Consider the following 21,729-nt stretch of genomic DNA (forward strand, 5'->3'; position numbering starts at 1 on the left):
AATGGTCATTGAAATGAGCGCGGGGCTGATTCGCGGCCTCGGCACGGTCGTGGTGTTCGTAGCCTTCGTCGGCCTGACCCTTTGGGTGTTCAACCGCAAGCGCACGCCGGAATTCGCCGAAGCACGCCTGCTGCCGTTTGCCGACGAGCCACAACCCGACCCAACCCAAGCATCTGAAACAAGGAGTACCCGGCCATGACCACCTTCTGGAGTACGTGGATCTGCGTACTGACCATCGGCAGCCTGATCGGCCTGACCTGGCTGCTGGTCGGCACCCGTCGGGGCGAGACCAAGGGCAGCGTCGACCAGACCATGGGCCACAGCTTCGACGGCATCGAGGAGTACGACAACCCGCTGCCGCAGTGGTGGTTCATGCTGTTCGCCGGCACGCTGGTGTTTTCCGTGGGTTATCTGATCCTTTATCCGGGCCTGGGCAACTGGAAAGGCATCCTGCCCGGCTACGAGGACGGCTGGACCGGCGTCCACGAGTGGGAAAAGGAAATGAGCAAGGCTGACGCCAAATTCGGGCCGATCTTCGCCAAATTCGCCGCCATGCCGGTGGAAGAAGTGGCGAAGGATCCGCAGGCGCTGAAAATGGGTGGCCGTCTGTTCGCCTCCAATTGCTCGGTGTGCCACGGCTCGGACGCCAAGGGCGCGTTCGGCTTCCCTAATCTCGCCGACAAGGACTGGCGTTGGGGCGGCAGCGCCGAAACCATCAAGGCCACCATCATGGGTGGCCGGATGGCGGCGATGCCGGCGTGGGGTGAAGTGCTGGGCGAGACTGGCGTGAAAAACGTTGCCGCCTATGTGCGTCATGAACTGGCGGGGCTGCCACTGCCGGCGGACAACAAGGCTGATCTTCAAGCGGGTCAGCAGGCGTTCAGCACAACCTGCACCGCCTGTCACGGGGCAAACGGCCAAGGCACCGAAGCCATGGGCGCGCCGAATCTGACGCATCCGGCCGGTTTCATCTACGGCACCAGCCTGACCCAGCTCGAGCAGACCATTCGCCATGGTCGTCAGGGCCACATGCCAGCTCAGAACGAGCTGCTGGGCAACGACAAAGTGCAACTGCTCGCCGCTTACGTGTACAGCTTGAGTCACGGACTGAATACAGAAAAACTGATTACTGAAGACAACAAGCAATAATCATTGAGTACAACACTGCCGCACGTTTCCAGTGCGGCAGTTTCCAGCCTCTTTGCGACGCATTGTCGCACCCCGTTACCCCCTCTCCTTTCGATTACCCGGATTCGGGTCTACGCTTGCTCGATGCGGACTGGCCCGTGCCGGTTCCAGGTCGACCCTGAGCGAGGCGTTGAACGAATCGGCTGACTGACATGGCCGCAAAGGCCGGTAGATACCGGCTGTCGTGCCGATTACCGTCCGTCACCCGAACCGAGCGTTCGAACACACCCCGTTACATCCGACCGGGACCCCTCACTTTTTTTGTTCGCTGCGACATTTTGCCCGAGGGCAATTTTGTCCTTACGCGGCGCATGGAAAGGCCGCAGAATCAGCGTTGGAAAGCATTGACCCAGGTCATGGCGCGTTGCATTGACCCCCTGCTTTCTACATACTTGCGGCCGATTTTAATCCTAATAAAACACCCAAACCGTGGAACCTTAGAATGAGCACAGCAATCAGTCCGACTGCTTATAACTATAAGGTAGTCCGCCAGTTCGCCATCATGACGGTGGTCTGGGGGATCCTTGGCATGGGGCTCGGTGTCTTCATCGCCTCGCAACTGGTCTGGCCGGAGTTGAATTTCGGTCTGCCGTGGACGAGCTTTGGACGCCTGCGCCCGTTGCACACAAACCTGGTGATTTTCGCCTTCGGTGGTTGTGCACTGTTTGCCACTTCCTACTATGTCGTGCAGCGAACCTGCCAGACGCGACTGATTTCCGACAGCCTCGCGGCCTTCACCTTCTGGGGATGGCAAGCGGTAATCGTCGGCGCGATCATTACCTTGCCGCTGGGTTACACCACCACCAAGGAATACGCGGAACTGGAATGGCCCCTCGCCATTCTGCTAGCCATTGTCTGGGTCACCTACGGTCTGGTGTTCTTCGGCACCATCACCAAGCGCAAGACCAAGCACATCTATGTCGGCAACTGGTTCTACGGTGCGTTCATCGTGGTGACCGCGATGCTGCACATCGTCAACCACATGTCGCTGCCGGTCAGCCTGTTCAAGTCCTACTCGGCCTACTCGGGCGCCACCGACGCGATGATCCAGTGGTGGTACGGCCACAACGCCGTGGGCTTCTTCCTGACCACCGGCTTCCTGGGGATGATGTACTACTTCGTGCCGAAACAGGCCGAACGTCCGATCTACTCCTATCGTCTGTCGATCGTGCACTTCTGGGCGCTGATCACCCTGTACATCTGGGCCGGCCCGCACCACCTGCACTACACCGCACTGCCGGACTGGGCACAGTCGCTGGGCATGGCGATGTCGATCATCCTGCTGGCGCCAAGCTGGGGCGGCATGATCAACGGCATGATGACCCTGTCGGGCGCCTGGCATAAGCTGCGCACCGACCCGATCCTGCGCTTCCTCGTGGTTTCGCTGGCGTTCTACGGCATGTCGACCTTTGAAGGTCCGATGATGGCGATCAAGACCGTCAACTCGCTCTCGCACTACACCGACTGGACCATCGGCCACGTACACGCTGGCGCACTCGGCTGGGTAGCGATGATCTCGATCGGCGCGATCTACCACATGATCCCGAAACTGTTCGGCCGTGCGCAGATGCACAGCACCGGCCTGATCAACGCGCACTTCTGGCTCGCGACCATCGGTACCGTGCTGTACATCGCTTCGATGTGGGTCAACGGCATCACTCAAGGCCTGATGTGGCGTGCAATCAACGACGACGGCACCCTCACCTACTCGTTCGTGGAAGCGCTGCAGGCCAGCCACCCTGGCTACATCGTCCGCGCCCTGGGCGGTGCGTTCTTCGCCAGCGGCATGCTGCTGATGGCTTACAACGTATGGCGCACCGTGCGCGCCTCGAACCCGGCTGAAGCCGAAGCCGCCGCCAAGATCGCCGTAGTTGGAGCTCACTGATGAAGCATGAAGCTGTCGAGAAGAATATTGGCCTGCTGGCTTTCTTCATGGTCATCGCCGTCAGCGTCGGTGGCCTGACCCAAATCGTTCCGCTGTTTTTCCAGGACGTCACCAACAAGCCGGTCGAAGGCATGAAGCCGCGCACCGCCCTTGAACTGGAAGGCCGCGACGTTTACATCGCCAACGGCTGTGTCGGCTGCCACTCGCAGATGATCCGACCGTTCCGTGCCGAAACCGAACGCTATGGCCACTACTCGGTCGCCGGTGAAAGCGTCTGGGATCACCCGTTCCTGTGGGGTTCCAAACGTACCGGCCCGGACCTGGCCCGCGTCGGCGGTCGTTACTCCGATGACTGGCAGCGTGCGCACTTGTACAACCCGCGCAACGTCGTCCCCGAGTCGAAAATGCCGGCCTACCCGTTCCTCGTAGAAAACAAGCTCGATGGCAAAGACACGGCCAAGAAAATGGAAGTGTTGCGCACGCTCGGCGTCCCTTACACCGACGAAGACATCGCCGGTGCAAGAGATGCCGTGAAGGGCAAAACCGAAATGGACGCGCTGGTGGCCTATCTGCAAGGCCTGGGCACCATCATCAAAAGCAAACGGTGATTCTGATGGATATCGGGATGATTCGAGGCCTGGGCACCGTTGTCGTGATGGTTGCCTTCATCGGCCTGGCGTTGTGGGTGTTCAGCCCCAAGCGCAAGTCGGAGTTTGAAGACGCGACCTTGCTGCCCTTCGCGGATGATCCCGAAGCCATCAAGCACGTCGAGCAAGCTTCTAGGAGTAACAAAGAATGACTACATTCTGGAGTCTGTACGTCACAGTCCTCAGTCTCGGTACGATCTTTTCCCTGACCTGGCTGTTGCTGTCGACCCGCAAGGGCCAGCGCAGCGAACAGACGGACGAGACAGTGGGCCACTCCTTCGACGGGATCGAGGAGTACGACAACCCGCTGCCGAAATGGTGGTTCATGCTGTTCGTGGGCACCATCGTCTTCGCTCTGGGTTATCTGGTGCTGTACCCGGGCCTGGGCAACTGGAAAGGCCTGCTGCCGGGCTACAACTACCTCGATACCGAGAAGCAGACCGCGTTCGCCAACGGCCAGACCGGCTGGACCGGCGTTCACGAATGGGAAAAGGAAATGGCGCGTTCGGACGCCAAGTTCGGTCCGATCTTCGCCAAGTTCGCCGCCATGCCGATCGAAGAAGTGGCCAAGGATCCGCAAGCCCTGAAGATGGGGGGCCGTCTGTTCGCCTCCAACTGCTCGGTCTGCCACGGTTCCGACGCCAAGGGCGCTTATGGCTTCCCGAACCTGACCGACGCCGACTGGCGCTGGGGCGGCGAGCCGGAAACCATCAAGACCACCATCATGGGCGGTCGTCACGCCGTGATGCCGGCCTGGGCTGAAGTGATCGGCGAGCAAGGCGTGGCCGACGTGGCCGCGTTCGTGCTGACCAATCTGGATGGCCGCAAGCTGCCGGAAGGCACCAAGGCAGATCCGGCCAACGGCCAGAAACTGTTCGCCGCCAACTGCGTGGCCTGCCACGGTCCGGAAGGCAAAGGCACCCCGGCAATGGGCGCCCCGAACCTGACCCACCCGGCCGCGTTCATCTACGGTTCGAGCTTCGCGCAACTGCAGCAGACCATCCGTTACGGCCGTCAGGGCCAGATGCCTGCCCAGGAACAACTGCAAGGCAACGACAAGGTTCACCTGCTGGCGGCTTACGTTTACAGCCTGTCCCACGGTGAAAAACCAGCGGAAGCCGAGGCTCAGTAAGACCAACGCCTGAAGCAAACAAAACGGCCCCGCCAATGAGAATTGGCGGGGCCGTTTTGTTTCCCTCTCTACTGATTCAAAGAATATTGCCTCCACCGAGACTGTCCAGGCCCGAAGGTCTGCGCTGCTTGCCGGCATCGCCCGGCTGGTTGCCTTTCTGACTGGCCAGATCCTTCGTCCCCTGCGCAGCTTCGACCGGCTCAAGCGCTCGCAGAGCCGTTTGCAGGTACACGACGGCCAAGGGAGCTACCGCGCTGGCGCTATTCAGAATGACGTCCAATGCATCAATTTCTTTCTGAGTAATGCCGAGTGCTTTGAGAGTGCCTTTATTCATACATTTTCATCCTTGAAAGAGTCAGATCTGTAAAAGCGATGCCCGAGCCATTTTTTATGGACGATTGGCCCAGATGGACTTCACCGGAACCGTATGCACGAATCGCGGCTTTTGCCATTCATTGTTCTCGACCAGATTGACGTGCAGCTGCCTGCGATCATCCGAAAAACTGGCCGTCAGGTACGTTTGCTGGGACGTTGCGCCGCTGAGAAACATCGGCACCTTACCCATCCAGCGCTTGGCTCCACCTCGCGCATGGTAATGACCCGCAAAAATGGCCGTGACTTCATACTTCTCGATCATGTCCAGAAAGCGCTGCTCCTGTTGCCAGTCTCCCTGCCAGTCATCCCACTTGTGCATGTTGAGGATGATGGCGTAACCCTGCGCCCTCGCCACCCTCAAATCGTTCTCCAGCCAGTCCAGGGCACTGGTGATATTGAAGGTTGTCGGATTCAACGCATGAGCAATCTTTGTGGCGTAGGTGGGTTCATTGTTGAGCTGCACCAGATGAACTTCTCCGACATTTTTCGAGTAAGCGAGACTGCCTGAATAAAGGACATTCAGAAAAGCACCAGTGACCTTGAGATCAAAGTTATCCACCTTGCTCTTATGATGTTCGTTGAACTCGGTAATACTGCCCGCCGCACAACTATTACTGAAACAGTCATCAACATTATTTTCGTAGTCATGATTACCCAAGCCATACAGGTAATCACCCTTGAAGTATTTCTCAAGGGCCGACTTCATATACGAGCGCTGCCAACCATGGCCAAAAGCAGTAATGTCGCCATTGATCATCAACGGGATTGCCGCCTGCCCACCGTGGGCATTTCGAAATTCGGCGATACTGCCCAGTTGGCTGTCCACCAGCCACTTGGCACGTTTCTCAAAGTCCGCATCGGATTCCGGCGCTCCACTATCGGTATTGTCAGTCCAGGGATACTGCGTATCGGATGCGAACACCATATGCCGTGGCGTGCCCTCGACGGCATGAGCCAGCGTGACAGAAGATAATAAACAGATACCCAGCAGAAACTTTACAACTCCATTTAAATCCATAACATTGAAACTCCATTTAACTTGAATAATGACTAGCAACTGAATTTCGCCAGACGCAAACATATTCGATCAAACGGAAACTTTCAAAGCCGACAACATGAGCAATTAAATAAACTTGTTTCAAATACAAGAACAGCAGAAAACAGAGCCCCTAACTTCAAGTAAGGACCCCTCTAAGTTCAATTACGGAAACCGGACGACGAAGGGCCGGTTTTCGGCCATGCGGATCACCCGGCAGCGCAACGGCAACGAATCGCCTAGACTCATTCATCGACCGAGCAAAAAAATGGTGATCCCGCACAAGTCAATTGATTCAAGTCATTACACCATCAATTGATTTTGCCCAACGCGACCAAAGGTCGCACCCGTTCGTCGGTAGTACAGGCGTATCATTGGGCCACTGCAACACCCTTTCTGACCCCGGCCGGCACGTATCGACCGAGGCATTTTTCCACTGCCGTGGGATGCAATGATGAGCAACCAGATTCCGGTACATGACGTCACGCCACCCAGCAAGAACGCGAACAACAGCGTCGATCTTTACGCCTCTCGAGAAAAAATCTACACCCGTGCTTTCACCGGCCTGTTCCGTAATCTGCGGATGATGGGCGGCGCGGCGCTGTTCCTGTTGTATTTCGGAACGGTGTGGCTGAACTGGGGCGGCCATCAAGCCGTATGGTGGAACCTGCCGGAACGCAAGTTTTTCATCTTCGGCGCCACGTTCTGGCCGCAGGATTTCATTCTGCTGTCGGGCCTGCTGATCATTGCCGCGTTCGGTCTGTTTTTCATCACCGTGTATGCCGGGCGGGTCTGGTGCGGGTACACCTGCCCGCAAAGCGTGTGGACGTGGATTTTCATGTGGTGCGAGAAGGTCACCGAAGGCGACCGCAACCAGCGCATCAAACTCGACAAGGCGCCGATGAGCGCCAACAAGTTCCTGCGCAAATTCGCCAAGCATGCGTTGTGGCTGTTGATCGGTTTCGTCACCGGCATGACCTTCGTCGGCTACTTTTCGCCGATCCGCGAACTGGTAATCGAATTCTTCACCGGCCAGGCCGATGGCTGGTCGTATTTCTGGGTCGGTTTCTTCACCCTCGCCACGTACGGCAACGCCGGCTGGCTGCGCGAGCAGGTGTGCATCTACATGTGTCCGTATGCACGCTTCCAGAGCGTGATGTTCGACAAGGACACGCTGATCGTTTCCTACGACCCGCGTCGCGGTGAAAGCCGTGGCCCGCGCAAGAAAGGCGTCGACTACAAGGCTCAGGGCCTGGGCGATTGCATCGACTGCACCATGTGCGTCCAGGTCTGCCCGACCGGCATCGACATCCGCGACGGCCTGCAGATCGAATGCATCGGTTGCGCCGCATGCATCGACGCCTGCGACAGCATCATGGACAAAATGGATTACCCTCGCGGGCTGATCAGCTACACCACCGAACACAACTTGTCCGGGCAGAAAACCCATAAACTGCGGCCACGCCTGATCGGTTATGCCGTGGTGCTGCTGACGATGATCAGCCTGCTGGTGACAGCCTTCTTCATGCGTTCGCTGGTGGGTTTCGACGTCAGCAAGGACCGCGTGCTGTACCGTGAAAACGCCGAAGGCCGGATCGAAAACGTCTACAGCCTGAAGATCATGAACAAGGATCAGCGCGACCACACCTACGTCCTGGAAGCCGCCGGTTTGCCGGATCTGCGCCTGCAAGGCAAGCGCGAGATCAAGGTCCCGGCCGGGGAAATCTTCAGCATGCCGGTCGAGCTGTCGAGCGCGCCTGAACAATTGCCATCGAGCACCAACGAGGTGAAATTCATCCTCAAGGATGCCGATGACGACAGCGTCCACGTAGAAGCCAAGAGCCGGTTCATCGGCCCACAGAATCGTTGAGAGAACTGAACATGCCCGCAGTAAACGCCGCAAGTCCCTGGTACAAGCACCTTTGGCCATGGATCATCATCGGGATTCTGGCCTGTTCGGTGACCCTGACGCTGTCCATGGTGACCATCGCGGTGAACAACCCGGACAATCTGGTCAACGACAACTACTACGAGGCCGGCAAGGGCATCAACCGTTCGCTGGATCGCGAGCTGCTGGCGCAGACCCTGAAGATGCGCGCGGCCGTGCATCTGGACGACGTCACTGGCGAGGTCGACCTGCGCCTGAGCGGCGACAGCCAGCCTAAGACCCTGGAACTGAACCTGATCTCGCCGACCCAGCCGGAGAAGGATCGCAAGATCGTCCTGGCCCGCAGCGAGACTGAAACCGGCCGCTACATCGGCCAGTTGAGCGACAAGATCGAAGGCCGGCGTTTTGTGGAGTTGCTGGGTACTCAGGACGATCACGTGTGGCGGATGTTCGAGGAAGAGCTGGTCAGCCATGACAAGGATTTGTTGTTGGGTGATGAGCCGTTGCAGGGTGCAGAAGACCTGAAGAAATAAGCCTTACTCTGATCGTTCCCACGCTCTGCGTGGGCACGCAGCCAGGGACGCTCCGCGTCCCAGCCGAAGCGGACGCGGAGCGTCCAGGGAGGCATTCCCACGCGGAGCGTGGGAACGATCATCGGAACGCCTCATGACCATTCCAATCCCCTGCTACCACTGCGCCCTGCCCGTCCCGTCCGGCAGCCGCTTCACCGCCGTCGTGCTCGGGGAGTCCCGCGAGTTCTGCTGCCCCGGCTGCCAGGCCGTGGCCGAAGCCATCGTCGCCGGTGGTCTGGAAAGCTATTACCAGCATCGCAGCGAAGCCTCGGCCAACCCCGAAGCGCTGCCGGTGCAACTGGTGGACGAGTTGGCGCTGTACGACCGCGCCGATGTGCAGCAACCCTTCGTCCGTCACGAAGGTGAACTGGCTGAGACCACGCTGTTGATGGAAGGCATCAGTTGCGCCGCCTGCGGCTGGCTGATCGAGAAACACCTGCGCACCCTGCCCGCCGTGGCCGAGGCGCGGCTGAACCTGTCCAACCATCGCCTGCATGTGCGCTGGGCTGACGCTCAGTTGCCGCTGAGCCAGATCCTCGGCGAACTGCGCCACATCGGCTACGCCGCGCACCCATATCAGGCCGACCGCGCCAGCGAACAACTGGCCAGTGAAAACCGCCTGGCCCTGCGCCAGCTCGGGGTCGCCGGGCTGCTGTGGTTCCAGGCGATGATGGCGACCATGGCGACCTGGCCGGAATTCAACATCGACCTCAGCCCGGAGCTGCATACGATCCTGCGCTGGGTCGCGCTGTTCCTGACCACGCCGATCGTGTTCTACAGCTGCGCGCCGTTTTTCAAAGGCGCCATGCGCGACTTGCGCACCCGTCATTTGACCATGGACGTCTCGGTGTCGCTGGCGATCGGCGCGGCTTACGTCGCCGGGATCTGGACCTCTATTACCGGGGTCGGCGAGCTGTATTTCGACGCGGTGGGCATGTTCGCGCTGTTCCTGCTCGCCGGGCGCTACCTCGAACGCCGCGCCCGCGAGCGCACTGCTGCCGCCACCGCGCAACTGGTCAATCTGCTGCCCGCCTCGTGCCTGCGCCTCGACGACGCCGGCCAGAGCGAGCGGATCCTGCTCAGCGAACTGCGCCTCGGTGATCGGGTGCTGGTGCAACCCGGATCGGTGCTGCCGGCGGACGGCAAGATTCTTGATGGCCAGTCGAGCATCGACGAATCGGTGCTGACCGGCGAATACCTGCCGCAACCGCGTGCCAAGGGCGATGCGGTCACCGCCGGCACGCTGAACGTGGAAGGCGCGCTGACCGTCGAGGTGCAGGCGCTCGGCCAGGACACGCGACTCTCGGCGATCGTCCGCCTGCTGGATCGCGCCCAGGCAGAAAAACCACGGCTGGCGGAAATCGCCGACCGCGCCGCGCAATGGTTCCTGTTGCTGTCGTTGATCGCGGCGGCCGCCATCGGCTTGCTGTGGTGGGAACTGGATTCGTCACGGGCGTTCTGGATCGTCCTCGCCATGCTGGTGGCGACCTGCCCGTGCGCGCTGTCGCTGGCGACACCGACCGCCCTCACCGCCGCCACCGGCACCCTGCACAAACTCGGCCTGCTGCTGACCCGCGGCCATGTGCTGGAAGGTCTGAACCAGATCGACACGGTGATTTTCGACAAGACCGGCACCCTCACCGAAGGCCGACTGGTACTGCGCTCGATCCGCCCGCTCGGCGCCCTCGACAGCGATCAATGCCTGAGCCTCGCCGCCGCCCTGGAAAACCGTTCCGAACACCCGATTGCCCGCGCCTTCGGCCGCGCGCCGCTGGCTGCCGAAGACGTCCACAGCACGCCCGGCCTGGGGCTTGAAGGGTTGGTTGGCGAACAACGCTTGCGCATCGGCCAGGCGGATTTTGTCTGTGATTTCAGCGGCGCGCCTGTGCCGTCGATGCCGAAGGAACCGGGGCAATGGTTGCTGCTCGGTGACAGTAACGGACCGCTGGCCTGGTTCGCCCTCGACGACCGTCTGCGCGATGACGCCCCGGCCCTGCTCGCGGCGTGCAAGGCGCGCGGCTGGCGCACGCTGCTGCTGTCGGGCGACAGTTCGCCAATGGTCGCCAGTGTCGCCGCCGAACTGGGCATCGACGAAGCCCGGGGCGGTCTGCGTCCGGACGACAAGCTGCAAGTGCTGCAACAACTGCACAGGGACGGCCGCAAGGTGTTGATGCTCGGCGACGGGGTCAACGACGTGCCGGTGCTGGCCGCTGCGGACATCAGCGTGGCCATGGGCTCGGCCACCGATCTGGCAAAAACCAGTGCCGACGCAGTGTTGCTGTCCAACCGCCTCGACGCTTTGGTGCAGGCCTTCACGCTGGCCCGCCGCACCCGTCGGGTGATCATCGAGAACCTGTTGTGGGCCGCGCTGTACAATGGCCTCATGTTGCCGTTCGCCGCCCTCGGCTGGATCACTCCGGTGTGGGCCGCCGTCGGCATGTCGATCAGTTCGCTGACCGTGGTGCTCAACGCCCTGCGCCTGACTCGCCTGCCGAGCGCGCCGGCCGTCAGCGCCACGTCAGAAACCCGCCCGCTGCCGGCTTGAGCCGCGCGGGCATGGAGTACAGATGCCAGCTCTCTACGTGATGATTCCGGCCGCGCTGCTGATCGTGGCCATCGCCGTCTACATCTTCTTCTGGGCGGTGGACAGCGGCCAGTACGACGACCTCGACGGCCCGGCCCACAGCATCCTGTTCGACGATCAGGACCCGAACCACACCGCCGCAGTGGACGAAGCCAACCCGAGCAAACCGGACGACAAGGCGCCACCCCATGCTTGAACTGGCGCCACTGCTGGTGTCTGCGTTGATTCTCGGCCTGCTCGGCGGCGGGCATTGCCTGGGCATGTGCGGTGGTCTGATGGGCGCGCTGACCCTGGCGATTCCCAAGGAACAACGCAGCCGACGTTTTCGATTGCTGCTGGCCTATAACCTCGGGCGCATCCTCAGCTATGCCACGGCCGGGTTGCTGATCGGGCTGGCAGGATGGGCGGTGGCCAACAGTCCAGCCGCGCTGTTCATGCGCGTGATCGCGGGTTTGCTGCTGATCGCCATGGGCCTGTACCTGGCAGGCTGGTGGAGCGGCCTGACACGCATTGAAAGCCTGGGCCGTGGTCTGTGGCGCTACATTCAACCCGTCGCCAATCGGCTGTTGCCGGTGTCGAGCCTGCCCCGCGCCTTGCTGCTCGGCGCGCTGTGGGGCTGGCTGCCGTGCGGGCTGGTTTACAGCACGTTGCTGTGGTCGGCCAGTCAGGGTAATGCGCTGGACAGCGCGTTGCTGATGCTCGCCTTCGGGCTCGGCACCTGGCCAGTGTTGCTGGCGACCGGACTCGCGGCGGAACGAGTGACTGCACTGTTGCGCAAACGCAGCGTGCGCATGGCCGGCGGTCTTTTGGTGATCCTGTTCGGCATCTGGACCCTGCCGGGGCCGCACCAGCACTGGCTGATGGGCCACTGATCGGCAGCGCTGCCTTCGCGAGCGAGCTCGCTCCCACAGGATAGTTGTGGCCTGCACAAAACCTGTGGGGGCGAGCTTGCTCGCGAAGAGGCCCGCACTGGCAACACCGATATCCCCGTTGATGCAAATCAAGATGCCTTTTCGCGCCCTCCCCTAGACTCGGCACACTGCCAGCCTAACCGGGGGAATGCCCGCATGCTCGACGCCATTCGTTGGGACACCGATTTGATCCGCCGCTACGACCTGGCGGGGCCGCGCTACACCTCGTACCCGACGGCCGTGCAATTTCACAGTCAGGTCGGCACCTTCGACCTGTTCCACGCCCTGCGCGACAGCCGCAAGGCCCTGCGGCCGCTGTCGCTGTACGTGCACGTGCCGTTCTGCGCGAACATTTGCTACTACTGCGCCTGCAACAAGGTCATCACCAAGGATCGCGGCCGCGCGTTGCCGTATCTGCAACGGCTCGAGCAGGAAATCCAGCTGATCGCCTGCCACCTCGACCCGGCACAGAAAGTCGAGCAACTGCACTTCGGCGGCGGCACGCCGACCTTTCTCAGCCACGATGAATTGCGCCAGTTGATGGCGCACCTGCGCAAACATTTCAATCTGCTGGATGACGATTCCGGCGATTACGGCATCGAAATCGATCCACGCGAAGCCGACTGGTCGACCATGGGCCTGCTGCGGGAGCTGGGCTTCAACCGGGTCAGCATCGGCCTGCAGGATCTCGACCCGGCGGTGCAGCGGGCGATCAATCGCCTGCAAAGCCTGGAAGAAACCCGCGCCGTGATCGACGCGGCGCGCACCCTGCAATTTCGCTCGATCAACATCGATCTGATCTACGGCCTGCCCAAGCAGACCCCGGACAACTTCGCCCGTACCGTCGAGGAAGTCATCAGCCTGCAACCGGACCGGCTCTCGGTATTCAACTACGCGCACCTGCCGGAACGCTTCATGCCGCAGCGGCGGATCAATGGCAACGAACTGCCGAGTCCGGCGCAGAAACTGGAAATGCTGCAACGCACCATCGAACAACTGACCGCCGCCGGCTATCGCTACATCGGTATGGACCACTTCGCCCTGCCCGACGATGAACTGGCGATTGCTCAGGAAGAGTCGACCCTGCAACGCAATTTCCAGGGCTACACCACCCACGGTCACTGTGACCTGATCGGCCTGGGCGTGTCGGCGATCAGCCAGATCGGTGATCTGTACTGCCAGAACAGCAGCGACCTCAATCACTACCAGAACACTCTGGCCGGCGCGCAACTGGCAACCAGCCGGGGCCTGGTGTGCAACGCTGACGATCGCCTGCGCCGCGCGGTAATTCAGCAACTGATCTGCAACTTCAGCCTGGATTTCGCCGAGATCGAGCGCAGCTTCAATATCGATTTTCAGGGCTACTTCGGCGCACTTTGGCCGCAACTGCAGAGCATGGCGCAGGACGGGCTGATCGAACTGGATCGCGAGCGCATCACCGTGCTGCCGGCCGGACGCCTGCTGGTGCGCTCGGTGTGCATGGTGTTCGACGCCTACCTGGAACAGCAAAATCGCCAGCGTTTTTCGCGGGTGATTTAGCTCTTCATCAGCAGCGAGTTGGTTTTAAGGTTCTGTTCAGCGGTCAGGCTTGATTGGTCGATGACCTTGGCCAGAGACAGATTGGCGGTGATCAGACCGTTGTTGAGGGCGGAGATGGCACCTTTAAGGGCAGCGATCTTGGCGAACCGCTCTTCATTGGAAAGGGTCTTGTTGGCCATCAGCGCGTTGATCTGGGCGTTCTTCTCGGCGATCTGCTGGCGAAACTTGCGAATCATCTTCAGCAATTGCTGGACGTTTTCCGGCAGGTCGCTTTCTTCGATATCGCGGTTTTTCCCGCCGGCACCGGCGGATTTAGCAATGGCGGCACCGGACAGCGACACTTTGATGCCCTCGACCAAGGTCGGGCTTCCCAATGATGCCGCGTCTGTGCCGGACTCATCATCAACGGAGGTTTCAGAACTTTCCAGCAACGACGCAACGCCACTGTTACCGGGGGTCAGCGTACCAATAGCAGTCATCGAAGCGGTTCCTTGCATGCCGTCAGATACCTGTTTATCGGCCGTCATCCCTGCGGCTTTATGCCGTGGGGGCAATCTCGCCACAGGCTGGCCTGAATGTCCTCCGCTGGGTTACCCTTACGCCTTATGTGTGTTTTCCCACAAGGATCCAAGAAATGTCCGAGCCAGTTAAACTGCGCGCTCACAACCAGGCTAATTGCAAGGATTGCAGCCTGGCCCCTCTCTGCCTGCCACTTTCGCTGAATCTGGAAGACATGGAAGCGCTGGACGAAATCGTTAAACGGGGTCGCCCGTTGAAAAAGGGTGAGTTCCTGTTCCGCCAGGGCGACACCTTCGATTCCGTTTATGCAGTACGCTCCGGCGCCCTGAAGACCTTCAGCCTGAGCGATACCGGCGAAGAACAACTGACCGGCTTCCACCTGCCGAGCGAACTGGTCGGGCTATCCGGCATGGACACCGAGAAACACCCGGTTTCCGCCCAAGCCCTGGAAACCACTTCGGTCTGCGAGATTCCGTTCGAACGCCTCGACGAACTGGCCCTGCAATTGCCGCAGCTGCGCCGTCAGCTGATGCGCGTGATGAGCCGGGAAATCCGCGACGACCAGCAAATGATGTTGCTGCTGTCGAAGAAAACCGCCGACGAGCGCATCGCCACCTTCCTGGTCAACCTGTCGGCGCGTTTCCGCGCTCGCGGTTTCTCGGCCAACCAGTTCCGCCTGAGCATGTCGCGCAATGAAATCGGCAACTATCTGGGGCTGGCAGTGGAAACCGTGTCCCGGGTCTTCACCCGCTTCCAGCAAAACGAACTGATCGCCGCCGAAGGCAAGGAAATCCATATCCTCGACCCGATCCAGCTCTGCGCCCTGGCCGGCGGCTCGCTCGAAGTCTGATCTCGACCCGCGGCCGAGCGAATCGTTTCAGCCGCGGGTATACTGCGCCGTTTGCAGCCCTGCCAGGACACTTCGACGATGGTCTTCGACTCCTTCGACATCAAATCCCTAATCCGCCCTGTGATCGACTTCCCGAAACCGGGCGTGATCTTTCGCGACATCACCCCGCTGTTCCAGTCGCCCAAGGCCCTGCGCCTGGTGATGGACAGCTTCGCCCATCGCTACGTGGAAGCCGACTTCACCCACATCGGCGCAATGGATGCGCGTGGTTTCCTGATCGGTTCGGTGCTGGCCTATCAGTTGAACAAGCCGCTGGTGCTGTTTCGCAAGCAAGGCAAACTACCGGCGGACGTGCTGGCTGAAGGTTACGCGACCGAGTACGGCGAAGCGTTTCTGGAAGTGCACGCCGACAGCCTGTGTGAAGGCGACTCGGTGGTGATGTTCGATGACCTGATCGCCACCGGCGGCACGCTGATCGCAGCGGCCAACCTGATCCGCCGCATGGGCGCCCGGGTTCATGAAGCAGCGGCGATCATTGATCTGCCAGAGTTGGGTGGTTCGCAGCGTCTTGAGGACATGGGGATTCCGACGTTCTGCCTGACGCAGTTTGCGTTGACTGACAAGTAATCAGCCCCGCACCTCGATCGTTCCCACGCTCTGCGTGGGAATGCAGCCCGGGACGCTCCGCGTCCCTTCCAAAGCCGAACGCGGAGCGTCCGTTGAGGCATTCCCACGCAGAGCGTGGGAACGATCAGTCCTCCGTGTAGGGACGATCAGTCAGAGTCCCATCTGCTTGCTGATGATTTCGTTCATCACCTCCCGCGTCCCGCCGCCAATCGACAAGATACGGTTATCCCGGTACACCCGCTCCACCAGGCTTTCGCGCATATAACCCAGCCCACCGAGAATCTGCACCGCTTCATTGGTGATGCGGTCCGAAGTGTCCGTGGCGAAGTTCTTGGCCATGGAAATCTCCTTGATCACGCTCTGCCCCGCCGCCATCTTCGCCGCCTGCCGGTAGGTGAACTCCCGCGAGACTTCCAGCGACGTGGCCATTTCCGCGAGGCGATGCTTGATCACCTGAAACTTGCCGATGGGTTTGCCGAACGCTTCACGCTCCTTCGCCCACTTCACGCTCTCTTCCAGCGCCAGTTGCGCGGTCATATTGGCCATCAGCGCCAGCGCCAGACGCTCGCTCTGAAAGTTGCCCATGATGCAGGCAAAGCCCATGTTCTGCGCGCCAATCAGGTTTCCTACAGGCACCCGGCAATCGTCGAAGAACAATTCAGCGGTGTCTGACGCCCACCAGCCCATTTTCTTCAGTTGCCGGCCGACAGTGAAACCTGGCGTGCCCTTCTCGATCAGCAGCAGGCTGATGCCGCCAAAACCAGGTGCACCGGTGCGCACCGCGACGGTGTAGTAGTCGGCGCGCACGCCACTGGTGATAAAGGTTTTGCTGCCGCTGACCCGGTAATGATCACCGTCGCGTACGGCGCGGGTCTGCAGGTTGGCGACGTCGGAACCGCCGCCCGGCTCGGTGACGGCCAAGGCGCTGATCTTCTCGCCGCTGAGCACCTGGGGGACGACGCGGTCGCGGACTTCCGGCCGGGCCCATTTGACGATCGGCGGCAAACCGATGTCGAGCGAACCGAGCCCGGCCACCAGCCCGCCGGAGCCGCAACGCATCAGTTCTTCGCTGGCGGCGATCTTGGCGAACAGGTCACCTTCATGACTGCCGCCCAGCGCTTCGGGGTAACCGATGCCGAGGATGCCAGCCGCACCGGCCTTGAGGTACAGCTCACGGGGAAAGTTTTCGGCTTCTTCCCACGCATCGATGTCCGGCAGGATCTCGCGCTCTACGAAACGTCTGACGCTGTCGCGGACCAATTGGTGGCTGGGGTCGAAGTATTCCTGGAAGGCGGGCATCGGCGAACTCCATGGAAGGGTTCGCCGAACTTAACCGAGCGCTTGCTTGGTTTTCAACAGTATTGTGTGGCTCAGAGGGAAATCGGCTTGCGCCCGGCAAACGAGTGAGCCAGCGTGCCGCCGTCCACCAACTCCAGTTCGCCGCCCAGTGGTACACCGTGAGCGATGCGTGAGGCGATCAGGCCTTTGTTCTGCAGCAACTGGGCGATGTAGTGGGCGGTCGCTTCACCTTCCACGGTCGGGTTGGTGGCGAGGATGACTTCGGTGAAGGTGCCCGCCTCTTCGATCCGCGCCATCAATTGCGGAATGCCGATGGCCTCCGGGCCGAGCCCGTCCAGCGGCGACAGGTGCCCCTTGAGCACGAAATAGCGACCGCGAAATCCGGTCTGCTCGACCGCGTAGACGTCCATCGGCCCTTCCACCACGCACAGCAACGTGTCGTCGCGGCGGGTGTCGGCGCATTGCGGGCACAGATCGTCTTCGGTCAGCGTGCGGCACTGGCGGCAGTGTCCGACCCCTTCCATGGCCTGGCTCAAGGCCTGGGCCAGGCGCGTACCGCCGCTGCGGTCACGTTCGAGCAACTGCAACGCCATACGCTGGGCAGTTTTCTGACCCACGCCCGGCAAAATTCGCAGGGCATCGATCAGTTGGCGAATCAAAGGGCTGAAGCTCATGGGAAAAAGTCCGACAAAACAACGAGACGCGGTTTATACCCGCGCCTCCGGCCAGCGTCAAATCCTCAGTCCTGGGCGACCTTCACCACCAGTTTGCCGAAGTTGCGTCCCTCCAGCAGCCCGATAAACGCCTCAGGCGCCTGCTCCAGGCCCTCGACCACGTCCTCGCGGAACTTCACCTTGCCATCGCGTACCCACGGCACCATGACGCTGATGAATTCCGGCTGACGGTCGCCGTAGTCGTCGAACACGATGAAACCCTGAATCCGTACGCGTTTGGTCAGCAAGGTGCGTTGCAAGGCGGGCAAACGATCCGGGCCTTTCGGCGCTTCCGAGGCGTTGTAGCCGGCAATCAGGCCGCACAGCGGGATCCGCGCCTTGGGATTGAGCAGCGGCACGACCGCATCAAAGACGTGGCCGCCGACGTTTTCGTAATAGATGTCGACGCCATTGGGGCAGGCCTTGGCCAGTTGCTCGGCGAAGTCCGGTGCCTTGTGATCGATACAGGCGTCGAAGCCCAGTTCCTCGACCACGTATTTGCACTTCTCGGCACCACCGGCCACGCCGACGGCGCGCAGGCCTTTGATCTTCGCCACCTGACCGACCACCGAGCCCACTGCGCCGGAAGCAGCGGCAACTACCAGAGTCTCCCCTTCTTTTGGCTGGCCGATGTCCATCAGCCCCATGTACGCGGTCATGCCGGGCATGCCCAGCACGCCGAGGGCCATCGACGGACTCGGCAGGCCGGACGGGATCGGGATGATATTGCGACCATCGCTGATGCTGTGGCTTTGCCAACCGGTGGCACCGACCACCAGATCGCCGGGGTGGAATTTCGGATGACGTGACTGCTCGACCCGGCTGACAGCGCCGCCGGTCATCACTTCGCCGATTTGTACCGGCGCCGCGTAGGACGGCGCGTCACTCATGCGCCCGCGCATGTAGGGATCGAGCGACAGATACAGGGTCTTGAGCAACACCTGGCCATCTTCAAGGTCCGGCAGCGCCTCGCGCTCCAGACGGAAGTTCTCGGGCGTTGGCGCGCCCACCGGACGCGAGGCCAGCACGAAGCGTTGATTGAGGGTCAGAGGGTCGGACATGTCAGCGTCTCCTGTGAATGATGAATTCGAGGGTATAGGAAGCAGACCTTGGTGGGCATGGTGCGTTCCGCTTGATAATCGTTGCCCGTTCGAGGTCTCGATCTGCCCACGCGGGAATAGCTTAACGGACGCTCCGTGTACGGCGTTGGATTTGGGACGCGGAGCGTCCCCGGCTGCATTCCCACGCAGACGGTTCGACGCCTCGACGTGGGAACGATCGGGCGGAAACAAAAATGCCAGGCGCGATGCCTGGCATTTTTTGTAGCTCATCCAACCCGCAAAGGCGAATCAGAACGGCAGTTTCATACCGGCCGGCAGGTTCATGCCCGCGGTCATGCTGCCCATTTTCGCCTGGCTGTTGGCTTCGATCTGACGCACAGCGGCGTTGACGGCAGCGGCCACCAGATCCTCGACCACTTCGCGGTCATCTTCGTCCAGGCCCGGCAGTACGCTCGGGTCGATGCTGACTTTCTTCACGTCATGACGACCGGTCATCACCACGGTGACCAGATCGCCACCGGCTTTGCCGGTGACTTCGGCGTTGGCCAGCTCTTCCTGCATCTTGGCCATTTTTTCCTGCATCTGCTGCGCCTGCTTCATCAGGCCGGCCATGCCACCTTTCATCATGGGAATCACCTCAAAAGTACTTGGATCAAAACAGCGCCCGGCCATACAGGCCGGACGCCCTCAGTTATTAGCCCTGACTGACCAGGGCGTCGACAGGTTCAATAGTATCGTGTCGCACGACCGCACCGAACTGCTGCACCATCTGCTGGATGAACGGATCGCCGTGGATCGACTCCTCCGCCTCGCGCTGACGGTTGGCACGGCGCCGGGACGCGGCCTGGGCCGGGGTTTCCTGCTCGGGCTTGATCAGCTCGATGGTCAGGGTCAGCGTGCGCCCGTGGAACTGGTTCAGCGCATCGTTCAGACGACGTTGCTGGGTGGCGTTGAACAAGGCGCTGTGGGCCGGGTCCAGGTGCATCAGCCAGTTGTCGCCATCGACCGCGATCAGCGTGCAGTTGGCGGCGATGCTGCCGGTCATCCCGGAGATCGGCAGTTGCGGGAACAGCTCCAGCCATTGCAGGGCCAGGCCGGTGGCCGGCGCGGCGGCGGGTTCCGGCTCGGGTTCGGGGGCTGGCTCTGCGGCGTGCTCGCTGGCCAGATCGTCGAGGTAACTGTAGGCCGAATCCATGTCCGGCTCGATGTAATCCTCGTCGAGCGGCGGCTCGTCGTCCATGTCCATGCCCGGTGTGGCGGCATCGACGTCGGCTACCGATGGCTCGGGGATCGGCGCGGCGGCCCACTCCGGTGCGTCCGGCACGACGCTGTCCGGGGTCGGCAGCGGCATTGGCGGCAGGTCCGGCTGCTCGGCGGTGGTTTCCAGCACCGGCTCGACCGCTGGCTGCTGCACAGGCGCCGGCTCTACCGGGTCATTCCACGGCAGATCGACGACTTCTTCGACGGCGACCGGCTCGGGCTCGGGCTCAGGAACGGGCTCAGGAACGGGTTCAGGCGCAATCACCGGGGCAACCGGTGCAGGCTCGGGAGCTGGCGCCGGCGCAACAGCCGCAGCAACTACCGGCGCAGGTTTCGGCGCGGCAGCCACTGAGTTTGCGGAATCAACTGTGGCCTGGCTGATCCCCACTGGCTTTAGCGGTTGCCTCGGGGCGTCCGCCGTGTCTGCCGGCCGGAAGGCCAGCATCCGCAGCAGCACCATTTCGAAACCGCCTCGCGGGTCCGGCGCCAGCGGCAAGTCGCGGCGACCGATCAGGCCCATCTGGTAATAGAACTGCACGTCTTCGGCCGGCAAGGCCTGGGCCAGGGCCAGCACCCGGTCACGGTCGCCGTGGCCGTTGTCGACACCTTCCGGCAAGGCCTGGGCGATGGCGACACGGTGCAGCACGTTGAGAATTTCCGAGAGCACGCCGTTCCAGTCCGGCCCCTGTTCGGCCAGATGGCGCACGGCCTCTAGCAATGCCTTGGCGTCGCCTTCGATCAGCGCGTGCAGCACGTCGTAAACCTGGCCGTGATCCAGCGTACCGAGCATCGCCCGCACATCGGCGGCCAACACTTTGCCTTCACCGAAGGCAATGGCCTGGTCGGTCAGGCTCATGGCATCACGCATCGAACCGTCGGCCGCGCGGCCGAGCAGCCACAGTGCGTCGTCTTCGAACGGTACGTTTTCGGCGCCCAGAACGTGGGTCAGATGCTCGACGACCCGCTCAGGCGTCATGTTCTTCAGGGAGAACTGCAGGCATCGCGACAAAATCGTTGCCGGAAGTTTCTGCGGGTCGGTGGTCGCCAGGATGAACTTGACGTAGGGCGGCGGCTCTTCGAGGGTTTTCAGCAGCGCATTGAAAGAATGGCTGGAGAGCATGTGCACTTCGTCGATCAGGTAGACCTTGAAGCGCCCGCGGCTCGGGGCGTACTGCACGTTGTCGAGCAGCTCGCGGGTGTCCTCGACCTTGGTCCGGCTCGCGGCGTCGATCTCGATCAGGTCGACGAAACGGCCTTCATCGATCTCGCGGCACACCGAACACTCGCCGCACGGGCTTGAAGTGATACCTGTTTCACAGTTCAGGCATTTGGCGATGATCCGCGCAATCGTGGTCTTGCCGACGCCCCGCGTACCCGTGAAGAGGTAGGCGTGGTGCAGGCGCTGGCTGTCCAAGGCATTGATCAGAGCCTTGAGCACATGGGTCTGGCCGACCATTTCGCGGAACGAGCGCGGACGCCATTTACGTGCAAGAACCTGATAACTCATCGAAAACCGTCGCGGCAAAGGAAGCAGAAGCGGCTAATGCTAGCGGAGCAAGGGCAAAATTGCATCCGGTGTGCTCGTCTATTCTGGCTAAGCTGCATGGGCAGGGGCTTTTATCCGTTCGGGATCGGGAATTACC

The 21,729-nt window shown here is 61.2% G+C and carries 22 protein-coding genes; 14 read left to right on the plus strand and 8 right to left on the minus strand.

What is annotated here, in order from left to right; genetic code table 11:
- Window position 1 precedes the first annotated feature (1 nt).
- From AWU82_RS28715 to ccoP (AWU82_RS28740), 6 genes are all read left to right on the plus strand, one after another.
- Complete coding sequence (locus AWU82_RS28715) at window positions 2-199, plus strand: cbb3-type cytochrome oxidase subunit 3 (protein WP_064378782.1); 198 nt, start codon at window positions 2-4, stop codon at window positions 197-199.
- Window positions 196-1,149 (plus strand): cytochrome-c oxidase, cbb3-type subunit III, encoded by a 954-nt coding sequence (gene ccoP / locus AWU82_RS28720; protein ID WP_064378781.1) that lies wholly within the window; start codon window positions 196-198, stop codon window positions 1,147-1,149. Before AWU82_RS28715 ends, ccoP (AWU82_RS28720) begins: the two co-directional genes overlap by 4 nt.
- Window positions 1,150-1,630: 481 nt before the next feature.
- The gene (ccoN, locus tag AWU82_RS28725) at window positions 1,631-3,073 is read left to right on the plus strand and encodes a cytochrome-c oxidase, cbb3-type subunit I (RefSeq protein ID WP_064378780.1); all 1,443 of its coding nucleotides are present in this window, start codon (window positions 1,631-1,633) and stop codon (window positions 3,071-3,073) included.
- Window positions 3,073-3,681, plus strand: a complete 609-nt coding sequence (ccoO, locus tag AWU82_RS28730; RefSeq protein ID WP_011333287.1) for a cytochrome-c oxidase, cbb3-type subunit II — start codon at window positions 3,073-3,075, stop codon at window positions 3,679-3,681. Before ccoN ends, ccoO begins: the two co-directional genes overlap by 1 nt.
- Before the next feature lie 5 nt (window positions 3,682-3,686).
- Window positions 3,687-3,872 carry a CcoQ/FixQ family Cbb3-type cytochrome c oxidase assembly chaperone gene (locus AWU82_RS28735; RefSeq protein WP_003175465.1) on the plus strand — a complete coding sequence of 62 codons (186 nt, stop codon included), beginning with the start codon at window positions 3,687-3,689 and terminating at the stop codon, window positions 3,870-3,872.
- On the plus strand, window positions 3,869-4,852 hold the full coding sequence (ccoP, locus tag AWU82_RS28740) for a cytochrome-c oxidase, cbb3-type subunit III (protein ID WP_011333286.1): 984 nt from the start codon (window positions 3,869-3,871) through the stop codon (window positions 4,850-4,852). The genes AWU82_RS28735 and ccoP (AWU82_RS28740) overlap by 4 nt, the downstream gene beginning before the upstream one ends.
- Window positions 4,853-4,928: 76 nt before the next feature.
- On the opposite strand, the gene AWU82_RS28745 is transcribed toward ccoP (AWU82_RS28740), so the two are convergent.
- Window positions 4,929-5,186 carry a hypothetical protein gene (locus tag AWU82_RS28745; protein WP_064378779.1) on the minus strand — a complete coding sequence of 86 codons (258 nt, stop codon included), beginning with the start codon at window positions 5,184-5,186 and terminating at the stop codon, window positions 4,929-4,931.
- Between the two features lie 54 nt (window positions 5,187-5,240).
- Window positions 5,241-6,245: a metallophosphoesterase family protein gene (locus AWU82_RS28750; RefSeq protein ID WP_064378778.1), complete on the minus strand. Its 1,005-nt coding sequence runs from the start codon at window positions 6,243-6,245 to the stop codon at window positions 5,241-5,243.
- Between the two features lie 472 nt (window positions 6,246-6,717).
- Between AWU82_RS28750 and ccoG the strand changes: the two genes are divergently transcribed.
- The 6 genes from ccoG (at window position 6,718) to hemN (ending at window position 13,757) form a co-directional block, all read left to right on the plus strand.
- Entirely contained in the window at window positions 6,718-8,133 is a 1,416-nt protein-coding gene (ccoG, locus tag AWU82_RS28755; protein WP_064378777.1) for a cytochrome c oxidase accessory protein CcoG, read from the plus strand.
- An 11-nt stretch (window positions 8,134-8,144) separates the two neighbouring features.
- Window positions 8,145-8,684, plus strand: a complete 540-nt coding sequence (locus tag AWU82_RS28760; protein WP_064378776.1) for a FixH family protein — start codon at window positions 8,145-8,147, stop codon at window positions 8,682-8,684.
- A gap of 133 nt (window positions 8,685-8,817) precedes the next feature.
- On the plus strand, window positions 8,818-11,268 hold the full coding sequence (locus AWU82_RS28765) for a heavy metal translocating P-type ATPase (RefSeq protein WP_064378775.1): 2,451 nt from the start codon (window positions 8,818-8,820) through the stop codon (window positions 11,266-11,268).
- A 22-nt stretch (window positions 11,269-11,290) separates the two neighbouring features.
- Window positions 11,291-11,503: a cbb3-type cytochrome oxidase assembly protein CcoS gene (gene ccoS / locus AWU82_RS28770; RefSeq protein WP_064378774.1), complete on the plus strand. Its 213-nt coding sequence runs from the start codon at window positions 11,291-11,293 to the stop codon at window positions 11,501-11,503.
- Entirely contained in the window at window positions 11,496-12,179 is a 684-nt protein-coding gene (locus AWU82_RS28775; protein ID WP_064378773.1) for a sulfite exporter TauE/SafE family protein, read from the plus strand. The genes ccoS and AWU82_RS28775 overlap by 8 nt, the downstream gene beginning before the upstream one ends.
- Before the next feature lie 195 nt (window positions 12,180-12,374).
- The gene (hemN, locus tag AWU82_RS28780) at window positions 12,375-13,757 is read left to right on the plus strand and encodes an oxygen-independent coproporphyrinogen III oxidase (RefSeq protein ID WP_064378772.1); all 1,383 of its coding nucleotides are present in this window, start codon (window positions 12,375-12,377) and stop codon (window positions 13,755-13,757) included.
- On the opposite strand, the gene AWU82_RS28785 is transcribed toward hemN, so the two are convergent.
- Window positions 13,754-14,236, minus strand: coding sequence for a hypothetical protein (locus AWU82_RS28785; protein WP_064378771.1), 483 nt, complete (start codon window positions 14,234-14,236; stop codon window positions 13,754-13,756). The two genes, hemN and AWU82_RS28785, sit on opposite strands and share 4 nt — an antisense overlap.
- A 155-nt stretch (window positions 14,237-14,391) precedes the next feature.
- On the opposite strand from AWU82_RS28785, the gene AWU82_RS28790 reads away from it, so the two are divergent.
- On the plus strand, window positions 14,392-15,126 hold the full coding sequence (locus AWU82_RS28790) for a fumarate/nitrate reduction transcriptional regulator Fnr (protein WP_039770035.1): 735 nt from the start codon (window positions 14,392-14,394) through the stop codon (window positions 15,124-15,126).
- Between the two features lie 78 nt (window positions 15,127-15,204).
- Window positions 15,205-15,753 (plus strand): adenine phosphoribosyltransferase, encoded by a 549-nt coding sequence (locus tag AWU82_RS28795; RefSeq protein ID WP_003223345.1) that lies wholly within the window; start codon window positions 15,205-15,207, stop codon window positions 15,751-15,753.
- Between the two features lie 150 nt (window positions 15,754-15,903).
- Here the strand turns inward: AWU82_RS28795 and AWU82_RS28800 are convergent, their stop codons facing one another.
- The 5 genes from AWU82_RS28800 to dnaX all read right to left on the minus strand — a co-directional run bounded on the left by AWU82_RS28800 (window position 15,904) and on the right by dnaX (window position 21,593).
- A complete protein-coding gene (locus AWU82_RS28800; protein WP_064378770.1) occupies window positions 15,904-17,052 on the minus strand; it encodes an acyl-CoA dehydrogenase family protein in 1,149 nt (382 codons plus the stop codon).
- 71 nt (window positions 17,053-17,123) lie between these two features.
- On the minus strand, window positions 17,124-17,726 hold the full coding sequence (gene recR, locus AWU82_RS28805; protein WP_064378769.1) for a recombination mediator RecR: 603 nt from the start codon (window positions 17,724-17,726) through the stop codon (window positions 17,124-17,126).
- Window positions 17,727-17,791: 65 nt separating this feature from the next.
- Window positions 17,792-18,826 (minus strand): NADPH-dependent curcumin/dihydrocurcumin reductase, encoded by a 1,035-nt coding sequence (gene curA / locus AWU82_RS28810; protein WP_064378768.1) that lies wholly within the window; start codon window positions 18,824-18,826, stop codon window positions 17,792-17,794.
- A gap of 288 nt (window positions 18,827-19,114) precedes the next feature.
- Window positions 19,115-19,453, minus strand: coding sequence for a YbaB/EbfC family nucleoid-associated protein (locus tag AWU82_RS28815; protein WP_007951650.1), 339 nt, complete (start codon window positions 19,451-19,453; stop codon window positions 19,115-19,117).
- A gap of 67 nt (window positions 19,454-19,520) precedes the next feature.
- Entirely contained in the window at window positions 19,521-21,593 is a 2,073-nt protein-coding gene (gene dnaX, locus AWU82_RS28820) for a DNA polymerase III subunit gamma/tau (protein ID WP_064378767.1), read from the minus strand.
- Window positions 21,594-21,729 lie beyond the last annotated feature (136 nt).

This window comes from Pseudomonas glycinae, assembly GCF_001594225.2.
Taxonomy (GTDB): domain Bacteria; phylum Pseudomonadota; class Gammaproteobacteria; order Pseudomonadales; family Pseudomonadaceae; genus Aquipseudomonas; species Aquipseudomonas glycinae.

What these genes read in the sequence shown, in the direction of transcription:
- AWU82_RS28760 (WP_064378776.1), top strand. Translation starts at nt 8,145, where the DNA reads ATGCCCGCAGTAAACGCCGCAAGTCCCTGGTACAAGCACCTTTGGCCA.
- curA (WP_064378768.1), bottom strand. Translation starts at nt 18,826, where the DNA reads ATGTCCGACCCTCTGACCCTCAATCAACGCTTCGTGCTGGCCTCGCGT.
- AWU82_RS28785 (WP_064378771.1), bottom strand. Translation starts at nt 14,236, where the DNA reads ATGACTGCTATTGGTACGCTGACCCCCGGTAACAGTGGCGTTGCGTCG.
- AWU82_RS28775 (WP_064378773.1), top strand. Translation starts at nt 11,496, where the DNA reads ATGCTTGAACTGGCGCCACTGCTGGTGTCTGCGTTGATTCTCGGCCTG.
- AWU82_RS28715 (WP_064378782.1), top strand. Translation starts at nt 2, where the DNA reads ATGGTCATTGAAATGAGCGCGGGGCTGATTCGCGGCCTCGGCACGGTC.
- AWU82_RS28800 (WP_064378770.1), bottom strand. Translation starts at nt 17,052, where the DNA reads ATGCCCGCCTTCCAGGAATACTTCGACCCCAGCCACCAATTGGTCCGC.
- recR (WP_064378769.1), bottom strand. Translation starts at nt 17,726, where the DNA reads ATGAGCTTCAGCCCTTTGATTCGCCAACTGATCGATGCCCTGCGAATT.
- AWU82_RS28790 (WP_039770035.1), top strand. Translation starts at nt 14,392, where the DNA reads ATGTCCGAGCCAGTTAAACTGCGCGCTCACAACCAGGCTAATTGCAAG.
- AWU82_RS28765 (WP_064378775.1), top strand. Translation starts at nt 8,818, where the DNA reads ATGACCATTCCAATCCCCTGCTACCACTGCGCCCTGCCCGTCCCGTCC.
- ccoG (WP_064378777.1), top strand. Translation starts at nt 6,718, where the DNA reads ATGAGCAACCAGATTCCGGTACATGACGTCACGCCACCCAGCAAGAAC.
- AWU82_RS28815 (WP_007951650.1), bottom strand. Translation starts at nt 19,453, where the DNA reads ATGATGAAAGGTGGCATGGCCGGCCTGATGAAGCAGGCGCAGCAGATG.
- AWU82_RS28795 (WP_003223345.1), top strand. Translation starts at nt 15,205, where the DNA reads ATGGTCTTCGACTCCTTCGACATCAAATCCCTAATCCGCCCTGTGATC.
- ccoO (WP_011333287.1), top strand. Translation starts at nt 3,073, where the DNA reads ATGAAGCATGAAGCTGTCGAGAAGAATATTGGCCTGCTGGCTTTCTTC.
- hemN (WP_064378772.1), top strand. Translation starts at nt 12,375, where the DNA reads ATGCTCGACGCCATTCGTTGGGACACCGATTTGATCCGCCGCTACGAC.
- ccoP (WP_064378781.1), top strand. Translation starts at nt 196, where the DNA reads ATGACCACCTTCTGGAGTACGTGGATCTGCGTACTGACCATCGGCAGC.
- ccoN (WP_064378780.1), top strand. Translation starts at nt 1,631, where the DNA reads ATGAGCACAGCAATCAGTCCGACTGCTTATAACTATAAGGTAGTCCGC.
- AWU82_RS28745 (WP_064378779.1), bottom strand. Translation starts at nt 5,186, where the DNA reads ATGAATAAAGGCACTCTCAAAGCACTCGGCATTACTCAGAAAGAAATT.
- ccoS (WP_064378774.1), top strand. Translation starts at nt 11,291, where the DNA reads ATGCCAGCTCTCTACGTGATGATTCCGGCCGCGCTGCTGATCGTGGCC.
- AWU82_RS28750 (WP_064378778.1), bottom strand. Translation starts at nt 6,245, where the DNA reads ATGGATTTAAATGGAGTTGTAAAGTTTCTGCTGGGTATCTGTTTATTA.
- ccoP (WP_011333286.1), top strand. Translation starts at nt 3,869, where the DNA reads ATGACTACATTCTGGAGTCTGTACGTCACAGTCCTCAGTCTCGGTACG.
- AWU82_RS28735 (WP_003175465.1), top strand. Translation starts at nt 3,687, where the DNA reads ATGGATATCGGGATGATTCGAGGCCTGGGCACCGTTGTCGTGATGGTT.
- dnaX (WP_064378767.1), bottom strand. Translation starts at nt 21,593, where the DNA reads ATGAGTTATCAGGTTCTTGCACGTAAATGGCGTCCGCGCTCGTTCCGC.